The sequence below is a fragment of the Shewanella sp. LC6 genome (genome assembly GCF_006385735.2).
Taxonomy (GTDB): Bacteria; Pseudomonadota; Gammaproteobacteria; order Enterobacterales; family Shewanellaceae; genus Shewanella; species Shewanella xiamenensis.
In genome coordinates this window covers 3,251,594-3,268,577 of sequence record NZ_CP043902.1, presented here as the reverse complement: position 1 = coordinate 3,268,577, position 16,984 = coordinate 3,251,594, and the positions used below count along the sequence as shown (strand labels likewise).

At 49.1% G+C, this 16,984-nt stretch carries 12 protein-coding genes and 2 pseudogenes; 7 read left to right on the top strand and 7 right to left on the bottom strand.

The window, feature by feature from the left end:
- Positions 1–66: 66 nt before the first annotated feature.
- The 4 genes and pseudogenes from FJD32_RS14765 to FJD32_RS14750 form a co-directional block, all read right to left on the bottom strand.
- Positions 67–1,116 carry a transposase gene (locus tag FJD32_RS14765; protein ID WP_088585801.1) on the bottom strand — a complete coding sequence of 350 codons (1,050 nt, stop codon included), beginning with the start codon at positions 1,114–1,116 and terminating at the stop codon, positions 67–69.
- Positions 1,117–1,218: 102 nt separating this feature from the next.
- Positions 1,219–1,596, bottom strand: a complete 378-nt coding sequence (locus FJD32_RS14760) for a DP-EP family protein (RefSeq protein ID WP_055646971.1) — start codon at positions 1,594–1,596, stop codon at positions 1,219–1,221.
- Positions 1,597–1,615: 19 nt separating this feature from the next.
- On the bottom strand, positions 1,616–4,867 hold the full coding sequence (locus FJD32_RS14755) for a winged helix-turn-helix domain-containing protein (protein ID WP_055646970.1): 3,252 nt from the start codon (positions 4,865–4,867) through the stop codon (positions 1,616–1,618).
- 373 nt (positions 4,868–5,240) lie between these two features.
- Positions 5,241–5,825, bottom strand: a pseudogene (locus FJD32_RS14750) (DUF4785 domain-containing protein); the annotation flags it as partial.
- Between the two features lie 45 nt (positions 5,826–5,870).
- Here FJD32_RS14750 and FJD32_RS14745 point away from each other — a divergent pair.
- Positions 5,871–6,897, top strand: a protein-coding gene (locus FJD32_RS14745; protein ID WP_088585529.1) for an IS630-like element ISSpu8 family transposase whose coding sequence is annotated in 2 segments (ribosomal slippage) — positions 5,871–6,320 and positions 6,322–6,897 — 1,026 coding nt in all. Because the reading frame shifts where the segments join, the coding sequence is not laid out codon by codon here.
- Positions 6,898–6,912: 15 nt separating this feature from the next.
- Here the strand turns inward: FJD32_RS14745 and FJD32_RS14740 are convergent.
- Positions 6,913–7,671, bottom strand: a pseudogene (locus FJD32_RS14740) (DUF4785 domain-containing protein); the annotation flags it as partial.
- A gap of 10 nt (positions 7,672–7,681) precedes the next feature.
- Positions 7,682–8,539 (bottom strand): hypothetical protein, encoded by an 858-nt coding sequence (locus tag FJD32_RS14735; protein WP_037431013.1) that lies wholly within the window; start codon positions 8,537–8,539, stop codon positions 7,682–7,684.
- A 490-nt stretch (positions 8,540–9,029) separates the two neighbouring features.
- On the opposite strand from FJD32_RS14735, the gene FJD32_RS14730 reads away from it, so the two are divergent.
- The 6 genes from FJD32_RS14730 (at position 9,030) to FJD32_RS14705 (ending at position 15,008) form a co-directional block, all read left to right on the top strand.
- Complete coding sequence (locus FJD32_RS14730) at positions 9,030–9,377, top strand: hypothetical protein (protein ID WP_037416982.1); 348 nt, start codon at positions 9,030–9,032, stop codon at positions 9,375–9,377.
- Positions 9,378–9,551: 174 nt separating this feature from the next.
- Positions 9,552–10,250, top strand: a complete 699-nt coding sequence (locus FJD32_RS14725; RefSeq protein ID WP_088585800.1) for a TetR/AcrR family transcriptional regulator — start codon at positions 9,552–9,554, stop codon at positions 10,248–10,250.
- On the top strand, positions 10,250–11,263 hold the full coding sequence (locus FJD32_RS14720; protein ID WP_122040750.1) for an HlyD family efflux transporter periplasmic adaptor subunit: 1,014 nt from the start codon (positions 10,250–10,252) through the stop codon (positions 11,261–11,263). The genes FJD32_RS14725 and FJD32_RS14720 overlap by 1 nt, the downstream gene beginning before the upstream one ends.
- Before the next feature lie 95 nt (positions 11,264–11,358).
- A complete protein-coding gene (locus FJD32_RS14715; protein ID WP_088586960.1) occupies positions 11,359–12,300 on the top strand; it encodes an ABC transporter ATP-binding protein in 942 nt (313 codons plus the stop codon).
- A complete protein-coding gene (locus tag FJD32_RS14710) occupies positions 12,290–13,411 on the top strand; it encodes an ABC transporter permease (RefSeq protein WP_122040749.1) in 1,122 nt (373 codons plus the stop codon). Before FJD32_RS14715 ends, FJD32_RS14710 begins: the two co-directional genes overlap by 11 nt.
- Positions 13,412–13,721: 310 nt before the next feature.
- The gene (locus tag FJD32_RS14705; RefSeq protein ID WP_047538971.1) at positions 13,722–15,008 is read left to right on the top strand and encodes an acetyl-CoA hydrolase/transferase C-terminal domain-containing protein; all 1,287 of its coding nucleotides are present in this window, start codon (positions 13,722–13,724) and stop codon (positions 15,006–15,008) included.
- Between the two features lie 220 nt (positions 15,009–15,228).
- Here the strand turns inward: FJD32_RS14705 and FJD32_RS14700 are convergent, their stop codons facing one another.
- Entirely contained in the window at positions 15,229–16,794 is a 1,566-nt protein-coding gene (locus FJD32_RS14700; protein WP_088585798.1) for a S8 family serine peptidase, read from the bottom strand.
- Between the last annotated feature and the right edge of the window lie 190 nt (positions 16,795–16,984).

Here is a 16,984-nt window from a genome sequence, read left to right as displayed (position 1 = left end):
ATTGAGACTAGATAGCCCCCAATCTTAAGCATTAAGATTGAGTCGAATATTTGTTATTGGGGCAATTTAACGCAGTGTAAGTCCATTAATTTGCTCGGGATGTAGTGCTTGGCTATGGGATTTTCCTCGGCACCATTTGCCACCTTGCTTGTGTTTAAATGCACACATTGCATCCCATCGACCGCTTACACCACTGTACTGGCGACGAAACTCCTTGGCTGAAAGTAACCAGGCATCGGATGCAATCCCTAACTCATTAAGCAACTTAGGTCGTAGGTTATCGATAAAGCCTTTTTTATCATGGCGGATGGCGCGGCCAGTCCAATCGATAAGCTCAAGATAATCGGCAAAATGAAAGGGGATGCCCGTTTGCTGATGGAGATGCGTTGCACCCTCAAATTTTGCAAGGGATTTGCGTGGTAATGGTTGAGTGTTATCTACAGGGGGTTGGGTTATCAGTGGTGTGACGCTGTTAGGGGAAAGTGCATTTAGACGTTCTTGAATCGATGTAAAATCAGAGGATTGCAAAGAATCGGCAATCCCTGCTCGAATGGGGTTTAAATCTACGTACATCATACACGCCAGTAAAGCTTGCTCATCTAGTAACGCTTGGGATTTGAAACGACCTTCCCAAAAGGCGCCTTTACACTCATCTTCTCGATTGGCTTTACGGGCGATCTCTTCATTTAAGCATCGCATAAACCAAGAGATACTACTTAATCGCTCTTGCCACTCGGCAATTAAGGCATCGAGTAACATGCGTTCGCCGTCGATTAATGCATCACCATTCATATACTTAGTGGCAATGGCATGGCCTTTAGTGATTTGGCACCAGCGGCTGATAATATCTTTTTGCGTTAACGATTTGGCCTTCTCGACATCAATTTTAAGCACTAAATGGTAATGGTTGTTCATCACTGCATAGGCGCAAATGTCGATACAAAAGATGGTGGATAATGCTTTGATTTTATAGACAATCCAGCCACGTCTATGCTCATAACTGCGGCCAGTGAGTTTATCCTCACCGCACAGAAAAGCCCTTCTGACACAGCGATTAATCACATGATAGAAGGGTGTTGTATTGGCATCGATAAGCATTCTTCTGGCCGAGGTCATTATCCGCTCCAAACAGACAAGGTGAAGATAATTTAAAGACTAGTAGAAGAGGGGACAAAGCACAAAAAGACATGGCTGTCCCCGCTTTTAAGGCTGTAGACCTCAGTTTTTAGGATGATTGATAACTTGCGGATCTGGGCTTAACACAAGTAAGGTATTTGTTGTATTACTCAACACAAATTGGAATTTAGTGGTGCCTGGGGTTCTATCTAGGTCAACAAGTTGCACTAACATACCATCGCTGCTGATGGTGACTGCATCAACAATTTCATCAAACGGGGTCACAAAACCTACACCGACAAATTTTAGCCCTTTACCGGTTTGGTCATTGAGCAGGTAAGTTACAGTACCCGCTTGAGTAATGGTCACATCACCTGGGCACTGCTGCCCGTTTGCATCGGTATAGATAAATACAGGTTCTCCATTTTCTAGGGTGACATTCACTTTAATAAATTGTGCAAAGCCTTGTGGTGCCGTCATGTTTATTTTCCTTCTGTGGTTAGAATCGAATATTTTTAATATCTTTTTTTTCTAAAAAAAGAATAAGTTCTTTATGTGTATCAAGTTCCCCTAAACAATCTAGCGATTTTGCATAGGAAATCATAAATATTGGGTCTTTGTTTTTTTCAGTAAAAGGCTTTATTTGTTGTTTTACCTTTTTACATAACTCGATGCTGTAAGGTGATTGGCCAAGTTTTTTATAGATGCTAGCTTGTAGTAACTCACTTATAGCAAGGTTTGCTATGTAGGTGATTTCTTGATTAAAATCGTTTACTAATTCTCTATATGATTCGGTTGCTAATTTTGCATGTCGCAAACTCTCATTTAAGTTCCCAATATTTAGCATGAGTTTTGCTTCGGATAAGAAGATTTTTGCAGAGATATCTTTGTATGTTGAGGACTTGACCAATAAAGATTTGTCATCAAAATTGATGTTAGTTGATTTTTCAATTTCCAAATATTGGCTTTTACTTGTGCTTAATTCAAGAAGTTGTGAATAAGAATAATATTTTAATCTTTTCCAACGCTCATTTTCAGGGTCTTGTTTAAATGCAAACTCAATAGTAGCAAGTCCCAAAGAGGCTTTATTCAACGCTTCTGTTAGGCGACCTTGATAACTTAAAAGTGTGGCGATGTTTTGATAACTTCCTGTGAGCCTATCGAGCAAATAAGGTTGTTTTTCAAGATTTTTGGTTGCCAAGGTTTTTTGTATTTCCTCATGGATTTGGATAGCCGTATTTATATCTCCTTGTGATACAGCTGCGCTGGCTAACCAAGAACGAGTATCGGCCACATCGGCAATCAGTTGGCTATCTTCGGGGGCTTTGGCCAGTGCCAATAGCTTTAATCGTAATGACTCCTCAAAATCTTGCTGCGCGTTAGCAAATTCCTGTTGGTTTATGGAAACAGAACCCAGCGAGTTATGGGCATAGGACAGCTCCATCAGCGCATCTTTATCCTCTGGCGCTAGGGCATACATGGTTTGGCTATAGGCTAAGTACTGCTCGAAGAACGGGCGCGATGCGGCCCAATCACTCACATCATATTTAAGCTGTCCCAACCAAAAGGCATTGGCACCTAAGGTTTTTAGTAGGGCTAAGTTGTCTGGCTGCAATTCGAGCAGCGGCAGCATTTTTTCCTGCGCGGCGAGTAGGGCGCTGCGGGCTTCATCGATTTTATTGCGTGAATAGGCGACTTCGCCCATGGCCTCTAAGGTCTGCCCATGTTGGAAGCGGGCATCGAAGCTTAAGTACTTCTCATCGTCTTGGCTGGAGAAATCCGTGAAATATTCCAATGCCTTATTACTGATGCCATCGAGTAAGTCCATCCGGCCGATGCCGCGCATCTTATCGGCGAAGTCACCCACCATAAACCCGAGTAGATCTTCGGCGGCGAGGCGTTTTTGCTGGGCCAGCTTTTCGGCTTCGATACTGCGAACACTCATAATGACCGAGGTTAAGGTGAGTACGCACAGCAGGGCGACTGTGATGCGTCTCGTCCAGCGCAGCATAGTGGCGCGTTTGCTGGAGGCGGCAATAAAGTCGGTTTCTCGCTCGTCTAAGTCAAATAAGGGATTTTGCCTAAGGCTTTGGGCCTCTTTTAAGGGTTTACCCTCGGCCAGCAAATAGGCGCTGTGTTTGGCTTCGCTTAGCCAGCGCTGGGATAAATGCTGTAGTCGGCTCTTAATACTGAGGCTGTCGTTATGTTCGCTGATCCACGCCGTCGCCCTTGGCCAGCGGCGCAGCAGGGCTTCGTGGGCGATGCTAAAACAGGGTTCACCATTTTGCAGATGGGACACAAATAAGCGGCTATCGACCATGGCTTGCACTAGGGCGGTTTCGGCCGCGCTTTGCAACTGCGACCAGCGGGCGGTGCGGCTGGTGATGGATTTTTCATCCTCACGCAGGGTGACTAACAGGGACAAAATCCGCGGCAGACTGGCTTTTTCGGCCTCAGTTAAATGGGAGATGGCCTGCTCGGCATTTTTACCGATAGCGCCTTCGATGCCGCCCAAGGTGCGATACACAGAGACCAATAGTTTGTCATCGTCACTGCGTTGTAAATACAGCGCCTGTAAGGTGTATTGCAGCATGGGCAGCGCATCTGGATTGCTGGCGGCATCGCTACAGAGCATTTCATCGAGCGGCATGGCGGTGTCGCTGTCAATGTCCCAAGTTAAATTGGCGGCAATCGCCGGCAGGCGGATCATTTGCAACAGCTCGGTGCGCGTGGGCGGCGCTAAGTCGAAATGGGCACCGCGGGCTTTGCCCGCCATCAGGCTGGGGTAATTGACCAGCAACGGATAAAAATCGTTGCGACAGGCACTTAGAATCAACACCGCATGGGAAGTGGCAAGACGCTCTAACAACTCGATAAAGGCACTGCGCTCGGCGTCGCTAAACAGCGGCGATGATAATAGCACCTCTAATCGATCGATAAATAAGCTAAAGCGTGGCGTCGCATAAGCATGATTTTTAAGGCTTTGTTTGCATATCTCGACAATGCTCTGCGGATCTTGCTCAAGCTTGGCTGCAAGCGTATCTGCGCTCATGCCCTCAAATACTGGGGTGTCGTTTAGTTCCCAGTCGAGCATGGCGCTAGCCAAATCGGTGAGCAGTTGTCCCTTGCTGACATCGGCAAAATCGAGGCTGCTATAGGCCACAACCCCAACGCCATTAAAGCCATTGGCGGCCATGAGGTTAGGCAATACGCCGGCATTAATTAAGGAGGATTTACCGCTACCACTGGGGCCTAAAATTAAGCAGAAGGCGCGGCCAAAATGGATTTGCTGGCTAATGCGATTCAGCAACGTGCTAATTTGTTCGCTACGGCCGAAGAACACGTCGGCATAGTTGGCGCTGTAGGCTTGCAGGCCTGGAAACGGCGAACCACCTTGCCAAGTTTGTGGCGTGGCGCTGGCCTCGTGGCCGACGGGAAAGCGCACCTCGGCTAAGGTGCGATAACCACGTTTGCGAATGGTCTCAATGTAACGGGATTCGGTGGCACTATCGCCTAAGGCGCGACGTAACTGGTTGATAATCTTATGCAGTGGATTGTCGCCCGTGTCGACCCCAGGCCAGCAATGGCTGACAATTTCGTCACTGCTGACCACTTCACCGGCGTTTTGGCAGAGAAATAACAACACATCCATTGCCTTAGGTTCAAGTTGTTTAACTTGTTTACCAAGGAGTAGGCTGTTGGCGCTGGGATTGACTTGCCATTCACCAAAAAAAAATGTGCTGTCACTCATAGGATTTCCATTGCTTGAGCATCGACTAAGGCGGAGGAATCGCGGTGCCGTTAGCCATTGTTATTTTTATATTCCATTTGCATATGTTGCTATGGGGTTTTGCGTCAAAACATTGGCATTATGCCTAGACTCCTTGTTATTTAAAAGAAGTAAGCTTTTATAATCAATGTAAATTTTATCTTGAAATTGTGACAGCATGTTGTGCTGATACCCATGTGTTGTCACAGGGTTGGGGGATTGCGCGATAATTGCACTTTCGCTTGGGTAAACGCTTGGCTTGGCAGCACAAACTCGGATGACGGGTAAAAAAAGAGTGCCCAAGGTGGGCACTCAAAGCGGTTGGGAAGGGAGAAATAGGTTAGGCTAAATTGAGTTAGCGCGTAAGCACCAGTGCGTTGGCCTGAAAACTTAACCGTGCCATTTGCCCTTGGTCTTGCAGCTCTAGCTCGTTGAGTTCAAAGGGCGGTTGTAGACCGGAGGCTTGGATAAGTTTGGGGTCAAACATCAGCTTGAGTTTGGGGGATTCGGGCGTTAACCAAGTCGCCGCTTGGGTGCGCATGATCGCGACCTTTTGGCCCTCGGCATTGGTGCCCGTGAGCACGCCACTCAAACCAAAGCGTCCCGCCTCGGCGACAGTTAGCTCAAAGTTGACTTGATTTGGCACGCCTTTATCCCAGATGGTCAATACTTCTGGTTTGATGCTGGCGGAATTGACATAGGACTTAAAGGCGGTTTTCACCGTGCGCAGCACTGGGCGGCCATCGACTTGAGTCTGGACTGTAACTTCGATTTCACTCAGCCCCGCATTGCTGCTGGCGAGGGGCAAGTCTGCGGGCACTAAAGCCTGCCATTCATCCCCCTGTTTCACCATGGCCAGCGCTTGCTCTGTACCATCGGCTTGTTTGAGTTTGGCCTTAGGCGCAAATTGATTATCGCTTTGGCTTAATACCAATTATATTAATTATGTGATCTAATTGGTCATCAGTTTTTAATCATACAAAATATGAATAATCCCCACATCGCAGCCTTAGTAAAATCGGAGAAAAGTGCACGCAAACGTATGCGCTATCTTGCCTTACTCCATTTCACTGAAGGTCATTCTCGTACCGCCATCGCAAGCATGCTTAAGGTCAGTAGAACCAGTGTCAATCGCTGGGTCACCGCCTATTTAACCCATGGGCTGACTGGCCTTGACGATGCGCCCAATCCGGGCCGTCCTGCGACACTGTCCATCGCACAACAAGCTAAGCTTAAAGCGTTCGTACAGCACAGAAGTCTATCTGAACAAGGTGGCAGGTTGATGGCCAAGGATGTCGGCCTATTTATTCAGTCTGAATTTGGTGTGACGTTCAAGCAAGCAAATATCTACCGCTTGCTGCATCAACTTGGCTTCTCATGGATTACCACTCGCTCTCGCCACCCGAAACAATCTGAGGCTATACAAGAGGCTTTTAAAAAACTTCCGGATGGCAACGATCCTTAACACACCTGGGCACGTTGCACTCGATCGCATTGACGTTTGGTTTCAAGATGAAGCCCGCTTTGGCCAACAGAATACCACCACCCGTATTTGGGCTGAGAAAGGGACCCGTCCACGGGCCGTCAAGCAGCAACAATTTGAATCAGCGTATCTATATGGCGCCGTGTGTCCGGCAACGGGGGCGACACAAGCGATTATTGCCCCGCATGCCAATAGCGAATATATGAACGAGCATTTAAAACTGATTTCAGCCGCCACCGCATTTGGGCGCCATGCGCTGGTCATCATGGACGGCGCAGGCTGGCATCAACAGGATTTGGCCGATGACTTTGATAATCTGACGCTTCTCAAGTTGCCACCTTATTCACCGGAGTTGAATCCAATAGAGCAGGTATGGCAATGGCTGCGTCAAAATGTGTTGGCCAATCGTTGTTTTAGTGGTTATGACGATATTGTCGAACAGTGCTCTATCGCATGGAATACCTTCATTGAGAAGAAAGCAAGAGTGATAGAATTGTGTACTAGACCATGGACAATTTTGACCAGTTAGTTAATGGAATTGGTATAAGGCGAGTTTTACCCCAACCGTTTGGGCATCGGCCGCAATTGCGCTGGGCGCCTTGATGCTTAGTTGATAGGGCGAGCCTTTTTCCTTCACGTTGACCAAATAGTTCGCCTTAGCGACCAAGGGCTGGCTGACTTGTAGGCGATATTCTCCGGCCGTGGCTTTTTCAGACATTTGCAGGGCGCTGGAGTCATCGGCTAAGCCTGCGCTTGCTAGGGCGTCGGCGCTCACCAGCGATTTAACCAAGGATTCCGTGGCTTGCGGACTGGCGTTTTTCCCCTGCGGCGTTTGGCCTATCCGCTGAATTTGCACCCGCTCGGGGGCAACGGCATCGGCATGCATTAAGGCGCCTGTGCTGACATCGCCACGGGGCGCAATCCGCACTAAGCTGCCCGCTTGGCTTAAGTTGAGCTGCACGCCAGCATTTAGCTCGGCGCCGGTGACATTTAGCCAATACTCATCACTTTGGCTTGCCTGCTCAAGCACGGGTTGACTGGCTTGGTATTCACCATAGAGCGGAGTGATAAAGCTGACGTAATCGGTACTGGTATTAATTGGCGCGAGAGTTGGCGAGGCGATATTAGTATCGACAAGGTCGCTCTGCGTCGGCGCGGCTAAGGTTAAGCCCTTGGCATACATTGGGCTGGCTTCTTTTTGTGGCTCAGGCGTGGGTGAATCATCCTGACAGGCACCGAGCAGGCTAGCAAAGATGACCAAGCTGACCGCTTTGCTTAAGGTGCGGAGTGTAAAAGGTGGCATAGTGAGCTCCTTAAATATGATTGCGGATCAGCGTGTCTAAGTTAAAGCAGGCACGGCGACTCTGCTGATGGCTTAACGGTTCTTGGCCTCGGGTCTTTTGTTTATCGGTGAACCAGACTGTGCCTGCGGCTTTTTGGGAGCTGCAATTTAAGAAGCCGTCGGAGCAGCTATCGAGCCAGTTTTGGGTGGTTTCGAGGGCGACCTGATATTGATAGCCAGCGCAGTAGCTGTCGCTGTCCCAAATGGCGGAATCCACATCCGAGCCGACAACCACCTCGAAGGGCTTACCTAAACTCGGGCGACCCGAGGTGCCATAGAGCCAAGTGTTGTTGTAGTTTGCCATCCAGCCGACTTGCTGCTGTTTGACTGCATTGCTGCCATAGCCTAAGAGCCAACCTAGAGTCGTTTCGAACACATTGCCTTGATTGACTGCATCGGCCAGCGGCGTGCCGCCACTCGATGGCGCGAGGGCGATGACTCTGGAGGTGGCTTTGATCACCGCAGGATAACGGCTGTCCCAGGTGGGGTTTGATAAAATCCAGCGCACCACATTACCGCCATTAGAGTGGGTGAGCAGGATTAAATCATCAATATTCTTCGCTTGAATAAAGCTATTGAGCTGAGTGGCGAGGCAACCCGCGGCGGCTTCTTCCCACATATATTGGTCGAAGTCACAGTTGATGACAGTGTAATTATTGGGGACGGGTATCCCTTGGCGCACTGAGTTAACAAATTCCGAAGTCCAATAGTCGGCTAACGCATTGGTTTGTTTTCCGGTTCCGTGAACAAAGGCGATACCTGTTGCGGCAAAAACCGCGGGGCTGACAGCTAACAGACCCAAGAGCATTAAGGTGTTTTTTATCTTCATGGGTGTTTCTCATCTCTAGTGATTGAGCGCGGCCTTACAGTGCATTGCAATCGTGAACATTAATCAGGTGTCTGTGTCGATTGACATCGCTGCACTCTGGTGCAAGGCAATCTTAGGCTGGTTTTAAGGAATGCTGCGCAGTAAAACCACTGGGAGTAAAAGTTTACAAGCTGAGTGACCTTGCTATGGTGGACAGGGTAGACTCTTACTCTGGCTTATTAACCTAGTCGCAACATTTGGGGCTGGCAAGCAAAAATTCGCTATACAATTTAATGACATAGCGACAATCTTTTGACTTTGTTTTAATATGACCTAACCGACAGCTAATTGCTTGATCAGTAAACGCTAATAAAACGTATAGCGTATTTAGCCGTTTGAATTGGCTGGGATGGCTCAAAAATTATTTTTACTTTAACGTTTTGGATCGTTATTGGTTCTATAGCGTTTTCACACTTATTGGGAGGCACCTTTGGCCATCACACAACAGGAAATGAGCCGCTGTTTAACCGAACTCAATTGCCGTAGCAATTTTTCGGTGAAGAGCATTACCGAATATATGTTGCCAGGTACTAAGGAAGCCTTTTACCTGCATATGGATGGCAAAACACCGCAACTGATTATTCGCCCCGCGTTTGAGATATTTTCGGGTGAATTTACCACCTTAGCAGGCGTGCATGCTAAATATGACTATTACCACAGCGCGGAAATGACGCGATTTCCCAAACGTTTACATAAAAGTCTGACTGAAACCCACTATGGATTGGCCTTTAGTTTTGATTCCATTGAGGCGGTGCAGCAATTTATTGAGCGTTTAAGCGCTATCGTCAAAGGGGCTTAGGATTTCATCAAAGATAAATACAAGCCTTAAGAGTGGTTTTAAACCTCTGATATTTTAGGCTTAAGCTTTTAGGTTAAATTCCTCAATTTTAACCAAAATGAGGAATTTAACTGCTGCCTTTTCCAGCAGCTTTTCAGTATATTCATCAATAGATGAATTCTGCCGGAGAGGCTTATGTCGCTTATCCCTCGTCGCCCAAGAGGTGTGGTTCCCTTTGCCGCCCAATCTGGGCTGTCTATGGCTGCGGGTCGTCCGAAGGGCAACTCTGATGCACGTCAACGGCTGATCACCGCCGCGGTGACGCTCTTTAGTGAACGCAGTTATCCCACTGTTTCTACCCGTGAAATAGCCCGTGAGGCCGAGGTGGATGCGGCGCTTATTCGTTATTACTTTGGCTCTAAGGCTGGGCTATTCGAGCAGATGGTGCGTGAAACCCTCGAGCCTGTGATTGCGCGTTTGCGTGAAATCTCCTGCGCTCAAGCACCTAATGATATTGGCGAACTGATGCAGATCTATTATCGGGTGATGGCACCTAATCCCGGATTACCCCGATTAATCGTGCGTGTGTTGCAGGAAGGCGATGGCACCGAGGCCTATCGGATCATGTTGTCGGTGTTTGAGCAAATTCTGTCCCTCTCGCGCCAATGGGTTGAGTCGGCATTAGTGAATGCTGGATTACTCAAAGCAGGGTTAGACCCCAATTTAGTGCGCCTGAGTTTTATCAGTTTGATGGTGTTTCCGCTGATTGCTCCCCCGGTTTTAATGCGTCAGTTTGGCCTGTTTAGTAGCAATGCCGAGGACTTACAACGTTTGGCACTGCACAATATGCAGGTGTTTACCCAGGGCGTTTTGCGTGAACCTAGGAGTGAATGATGAGTGTATCTAATGGGTTAGCTGTGATGTCGGTTAAGGCGCGACGACTATATCCCCAAAGATGGGGCAAGCTGGTGACGAGTCTATTGGTCGCGGCGCTGTTGCTGCAATTGACGGCCTGCGGCGATGAATCCCCCCGAGTGCTGGGTACGGTTGAGCGCGATAGGTTAACCCTCACCGCCCCTGTGGGGGAGTTGATCAAGCGGATAAATGTGGTCGAAGGCCAGCAAGTGCAGGCGGGGGAAGTGTTACTTGAGCTTGACAGCACCGCCGCTCAGGCGCGCCTTAGCCAGCGTCAGGCCGAGCTTAAGCAAGCCAAGGCAAAGCTGGCGGAAGCGGTAACGGGGGCTCGCTCGGAAGACATAGATAAAGCCCGCGCCGCCCTTGATGGCGCCAATGCCAGTGTTAAAGAGGCGCAGCAGAGTTTTGAGCGTACGCAGCGGTTATTTAAGACTAAGGTGCTCAGTCAAGCAGATTTAGATGCTGCGCGCGCGGCGCGTGATACCAGCCTTGCCAAGCAAGCCGAAGCCGAGCAGAGCCTAAGACTGCTGCAAAACGGCACCCGCAGCGAGCAACTCGAGCAAGCCAGAGCCGCAGTCGAGGCGGCCATGGCTGGCGTGGCGCAGGAGCAAAAAGCCCTCAAGGATTTAAGCCTAGTGGTGGCGAGAGCCGCAATGGTGGATACCTTGCCTTGGCGGGTGGGTGACAGGGTGGCCGCAGGTAGCCAACTTATTGGTTTATTGGCAATTGAGCATCCCTATGTGCGGGTATATCTACCTGCGACTTGGCTCGATAGGGTCAAGGCGGGTAGCCAAGTGAAGATCCTTGTCGATGGCCGCACGCAGCCTATTGCAGGCACTGTGCGTAATATTCGCAGTCAACCGGCTTACACTCCTTTTTATGCCTTAAATGAACGCGATAGGGCACGACTGATGTATCTGACCGATATTGATATTGCGCTAGAGGGGCAGGATTTACCCACGGGAATGGCCCTTGAGGTACAACTGCCATGAGTGCACAACAGGCTTCAGCAGGGGGAACAGTCGCTGGGACATCAGCGGCTGAAACATCAACCGCGGCATCTGAGTTTGCTATCGAAACCCGTGGTATGACCCGCGCCTTTGGCGGCATCAATGCGGTAGAAAATCTCGATTTGGCGATCCCTAAGGGCACAATTTATGGTTTTTTAGGCCCCAATGGTTGTGGTAAATCGACCTCTATTCGGATGTTGACTGGGCTGCTTAGTCCGACCTCGGGGGATATTCGGGTGCTGGGCGAAACCTTGCCCGGCGCCGAGGAAAAACTGCGCCGCCGCATTGGCTATATGACGCAAAAATTCTCCCTCTACGACAACCTGTCGGTGCGGGAAAATCTCGAGTTTGTGGCGCAAATTTATGGGCTGAATCGTCGCCAAACTAAGGCGCGTTTGGCCGAGTTATTAAGCTTGTACGATTTGGCGGGGCGCGAGAAGCAAATGGCGGGCTCCATGAGTGGCGGGCAAAAACAGCGTTTAGCCTTGGCCGCCGCGACCTTACATCACCCCGAGCTGTTATTTCTCGATGAGCCGACGTCGGCGGTCGACCCTGAAAATCGCCGCGAGTTTTGGGAGCGGCTGTTCGACCTCTGCGCCCAAGGCACCACGATTTTAGTCTCAACCCACTATATGGATGAGGCCGAGCGTTGCCATGGTCTGGCGATTTTAGAGCGTGGGATAAAACGCGCCGATGGCTCGCCGCAACAACTCATGGCGGCCATGGGCGCGCGGGTCATTGAAGTGTCGGGGGAGGATTTACGCAAGCTTAAACAGTCGCTTATCAGCGATGCCAATGTGTTATCGGCGGCGCAGATTGGCAGTCGTTTACGGGTATTAGTGCAAAGTTCGATTGCAGATCCGCTGGCTTGGTTAAGCCCAAGGGTTGCTGGGCGGGCACTGACCGAGGTGCGCCCAAGCCTTGAGGATGTGTTTGTGACTTGCACGGGCGGACGTGCCCAACTGGCGCCGCCAAACGGCAGTCAGGCCACGATAGTGGAGACTCAAGATGCTAGGTAGAATTTGGGCCGTGGTGGTCAAAGAACTCAGACAGTTATCGCGGGATCGCATGACCTTCGGCATGATAGTGATGATCCCCTTAGTGCAGTTGATGCTGTTTGGGTATGCTATCAATACCGATGCGCGTCATTTGCCCGCAGGTTTAGTCAATTTAAGTGACTCCGCCTATAGCCGTGCTTTAGTCAAGGCGGTAGAAGCGACCCAAGTCGTTGATTTTAAAAATCGCTATTTGAGTGTCAACGAGGCGGAAGCAGCGATCACCCGCGGCGAAGTGAAAGCCGTGCTGTATTTAGGTGCCGATCTTGACGAGCGTTTAGTACGGCATCCGGCGTTTGCAGGGCAGACCTATTTTGCCGAGCCTGTCGGTCAATGGTTGGTGGATGGCTCGGATACTGTGGTCGCCTCCACCATTCGCAGTTTAAGACAAATGCCGCTGGATGAAATTGCGGGCAGGGCGGTCAAATCCAATCCCCCCAGTTTTGAGGTGGTGCAGTATTTTAACCCTGAGCAGCGATCTGTGGTGAATATCGTCCCCGGCCTCTTAGGGGTCATTTTGACTATGACCATGGTGATGTTTACCTCGGCCGCGATTGTGCGCGAACGCGAGCAGGGCAATATGGAGTTTTTAATCACCACACCTGTGAGGCCGCTTGAGCTAATGCTAGGAAAAATCACGCCTTATGTGTTAGTCGGCTTTGTACAATTGGCGATTATTCTTAGCGCTGGGCATTTGCTGTTTGCCGTGCCGATTCGCGGTGGTTTGGACTCGATTGCGCTGGCGGCCATGTTGTTTATCTGCGCCAGTTTGACCTTAGGCCTAGTGATTTCGACCATAGCGAAAACCCAGTTACAGTCGATGCAAATGACGGTATTTATCCTGCTGCCATCGATTTTGTTGTCGGGTTTTATGTTCCCCTACGAGGCCATGCCCGTAGCGGCGCAGTGGATTGCCGAGGCGTTACCCGCGACTCACTTTATGCGCATGTCCCGCGCGATTGTGCTTCGGGATGCCGAGGTGAGTGACTTGCAATTTGATGCCTTGTGGATGATTGGTTTTACCTGCTTGGGGCTGCTGGTGGCAAGCCTGCGCTTTTCTAAACGTTTGGATTAAGGGGCTGACTCACGCTTTAGGCGCGAGTTTTGATTTAACGCAAATTATGCGTAAAGATTTGGACTAAGTAGTTGAAATGGATGTTAGTTACTTTAGAACTCGCTTACACTGCTGCTAACAAAATGTTCCTTTTATGTGATGGCTTAGTGTGTCCCTTCGCGCGATTTATGCAGACCGATTTGTGTAAATCGATACCTGAGGTTATCAGCTCAGTGAATGTGAAGGCCTATTCGGCTGAGCAGCGCGATGCGCATCAACGTTGCATCATACACAAAAGGAATAGAGATTTAGCTTAGCGAAGGAATTCTGTATGCCTGCGATTGTGTGTCAAAGTGCCCTCGAAGCGGTTTCACTGATCCAAAGTGGCGAAACCCTGTGGACCCATTCCATGGGCGCAACTCCAAAAGTCCTATTAGATGCGCTGGCAAAACATGCGCTCACCCTTGAAAATCTCACCTTATTACAGTTACATACCGAAGGTGCTGAATCCTTAAGTCATCCCGATTTACGTGGGCATTTGCGCCATCGCTGTTTTTTCGGTGGGGTGCCTACAAGGCCGTTATTACAAAGTGGCGATGCCGATTATGTGCCGATTTTCCTCTCTGAAGTGCCTAAACTATTCCGCTCCGGCGAGCAAAAAATCGATACCGCGATTATCCAAGTGTCGCCGCCGGATAAACATGGCATGTGTTCCTTAGGAATTTCGGTGGAGGCCACTTTAGCCGCCTGCCAAGTGGCGGGTAAAATCATTGCCCATATTAATCCACAAATGCCCCGCACCCACGGCGATGGTTTTATTCATATCGACCGTTTTGCCGCCGTGTATGAGCAAAGCGCCAGTTTACCCATTCATTCGTTTGCCACTGGCGATGCTGTGAGTCTGGCGATAGGGAAAAATGTGGCTGAATTAGTCCGCGATGGTGATTGTTTGCAGATGGGTATTGGCGCGATTCCCGATGCGGTATTGTCCTGCCTGACCGAGCACAAAGACTTAGGCGTGCATACCGAATTGTTTTCCGACGGGATTTTGCAATTAGTTGAAAAGGGCGTGATTAACAATAGTAAAAAGCGCTTTTACCCCGGAAAACTGGTTACCGGTTTTGCCTTAGGTAGCCAGAAGTTATATGACTATGTGGATGATAATCCTGCGGTTATCTTTATGGATATCGAGCAAGTTAACGACACGTCTATTATCCGTAAAAACCCCAATGTAATGGCGATTAACTCGGCGCTGCAGGTCGATCTCACAGGGCAAGTGTGTGCCGATTCCATTGGCACTAAGATCTATTCGGGCGTGGGTGGCCAGATGGACTTTATCCGCGGCGCAGGGCTGTCCGAAGGTGGCCGCTCTGTGATTGCGCTGCCAAGTACGGCCTCTGGAGGTCGGGTTTCTCGCATCGCTAGCGTGTTATCTCCTGGGGCGGGGGTGGTAACTACCCGCGCCCATGTTCATTACATAGTGACCGAATATGGCGCGGCTAATCTTCGTGGCCGCTCGCTACGTGAACGGGCACAGGCCTTGATTAATATCGCCCATCCGGATTTTCGTGAGCAACTTTGCCGCGACGCCTTTGAAGTGTGGGGATTAAGTCTCTAGCCTTGTAAATCATGGCGTTATTACTTAATGCCTATTGCTGTGTTGTTATGCCTTTCAATGCTGAGATGAAGAAGCGTAAAGCGAGAATTTATTCAAGGAGGCTTTTGAACTGAGTTTAGCTTGTATTCTTGCTTCATATACCAACAGCCTTCAACTCACTCTTAATGTAAAAAATCAGCACAAGTGCTGATTTTTTACATTGAAATAAGCTTTGTTAAGCTTATTTGCCTGAGCAACCATAGGTGGTGAGGTAAGTATCGGCCGCTTTAGCATTGACGATACCATAACCAAAGTAGATATCTTTACCTGCTGCGCCCGCATCCATTGCGGTTGCTTTTAACGCTTTGCGAATTTGGGCTCCAGTACATTGAGAATGGTTAGACCACACGAGTGCTGCAATACCCGATACCGCAGGGGTTGCCATCGATGTTCCGCTCATAAAACCATAGTCAACTGCGCCAATCGAGATCGTCGCATTTTGTGCGGCAACAAGGCGAGCTCTATCTTCAAGCGCTGCACCTACTGCCGGAATACTGGTGGCATTAGTATCTCCCAAAGTGCCGTAGAGCATACCGGCGGTGTTATTGATCAGAATTGCACCCACGCCACCAGAGTTTTCGCAGTTAAGTACTTTATCATGGAAGGAGATCACACCGCGGTCGATCACACAGATCTTACCGTTAGCGCTAGAGTCTACTGCTTGAGCTGTTCCCATAAAGTAAGTATTGCCCGTGGCTGAACCAGCGTTTTCCATCGCTGAGGAGACTACATTCGCGCCATCGACGCTTAAGGTTGATGCCGTTGCCATCCCAGCTGGGTAGGTTGAGAGTGTATCGACACCGCCTGCGGTGACTTCGACACAGATACCGTCATCATTGACAGCTTTTTTACCGCGACCACTTAAACAGCTGGGATATTGAGAGAAATCGGCAATCTTATTGTTCGCATCGTTAGCGCCGATCATCATGACGGATGGATATCCCGCAGGGTAAGATCGTACTGAATTACCGTCATTACCAGCAGCGGCTACCACTAAGCCTCCGGCAGCAGTAAAGGCATCAAAGGCATTCTTTTCGGTATTGTTTGCCGCACCACCACCTAAGCTCATGCTGATAATCTTAGCGCCCGCATTGCTACATTTGTTGGCTGCATAGGCTAAATCAGATGAATAGCCCCAACCCGATGCATTGAATACTTTTACGATGTGCATAGGTACGCCAGGTGCCATACCGACGACACCAATATTATTGTTGGCGGCGCCAATGGTGCCCGCAACGTGCGTGCCATGTGGGCCACCATTTTGGAACCAATTTCCTGTACCTGAATCGTTATCGCCAGTAATGTTGTTCCAGTTAAAATCGGGGTTTGAGCTATCTAATCCTGAGTCAATAATACAAACCTTCATGCCTGCATTTGGGTTAAAAGTCACTTGGTTTGCACGGGATTGATATACCGCATATGGCGTGACTTGTTGGGTCATAGGATTACCCGCATCATCGTTATACTGCGCCATAGGATGACGACGAACGTCTTCTTCAATCAGGGTAATATGAGGATTATTTAATAGGCCTTTGACTTGGGCGAGATCTTTACCTGTAAAAGTTGCAGCAATAAATTCATCCCCTTCAAGATTTATTTCACCACCAAGCTTTTTAGCGAGTGCTTTAACAATACCTTTATGGCCTTCTTCGACTTGAATGACATAACGATTGTCATCCGCATGGGCTTGGGTAATAACGCCTACAGATACGGCAATAACGGCACTGGCTATTTTGGTTAATTTCATTGTGCTTGCTCCATTTGTTATCAAGGTTATAAGACCTAAGTGACACGGAGCATCTACTTGCGCTCCTATGCGCAGACGAGAGTCTGCTGACTTAAGCGAATTCAACCTAACACAGGAAATTGTTTTTAACAAACAAATTACAAATGTAGCAATTTGTAAACATTTGAGCGGTAAGCAAAGGGTGACAATG

Coding starts and splice junctions, on each gene's coding strand:
- FJD32_RS14700 (WP_088585798.1), bottom strand. CDS start 16,794: ATGAAATTAACCAAAATAGCCAGTGCCGTTATTGCCGTATCTGTAGGC.
- FJD32_RS14735 (WP_037431013.1), bottom strand. CDS start 8,539: ATGAAGATAAAAAACACCTTAATGCTCTTGGGTCTGTTAGCTGTCAGC.
- FJD32_RS14710 (WP_122040749.1), top strand. CDS start 12,290: ATGCTAGGTAGAATTTGGGCCGTGGTGGTCAAAGAACTCAGACAGTTA.
- FJD32_RS14720 (WP_122040750.1), top strand. CDS start 10,250: ATGAGTGTATCTAATGGGTTAGCTGTGATGTCGGTTAAGGCGCGACGA.
- FJD32_RS14730 (WP_037416982.1), top strand. CDS start 9,030: ATGAGCCGCTGTTTAACCGAACTCAATTGCCGTAGCAATTTTTCGGTG.
- FJD32_RS14765 (WP_088585801.1), bottom strand. CDS start 1,116: ATGACCTCGGCCAGAAGAATGCTTATCGATGCCAATACAACACCCTTC.
- FJD32_RS14705 (WP_047538971.1), top strand. CDS start 13,722: ATGCCTGCGATTGTGTGTCAAAGTGCCCTCGAAGCGGTTTCACTGATC.
- FJD32_RS14725 (WP_088585800.1), top strand. CDS start 9,552: ATGTCGCTTATCCCTCGTCGCCCAAGAGGTGTGGTTCCCTTTGCCGCC.
- FJD32_RS14755 (WP_055646970.1), bottom strand. CDS start 4,867: ATGAGTGACAGCACATTTTTTTTTGGTGAATGGCAAGTCAATCCCAGC.
- FJD32_RS14760 (WP_055646971.1), bottom strand. CDS start 1,596: ATGACGGCACCACAAGGCTTTGCACAATTTATTAAAGTGAATGTCACC.
- FJD32_RS14715 (WP_088586960.1), top strand. CDS start 11,359: ATGACCCGCGCCTTTGGCGGCATCAATGCGGTAGAAAATCTCGATTTG.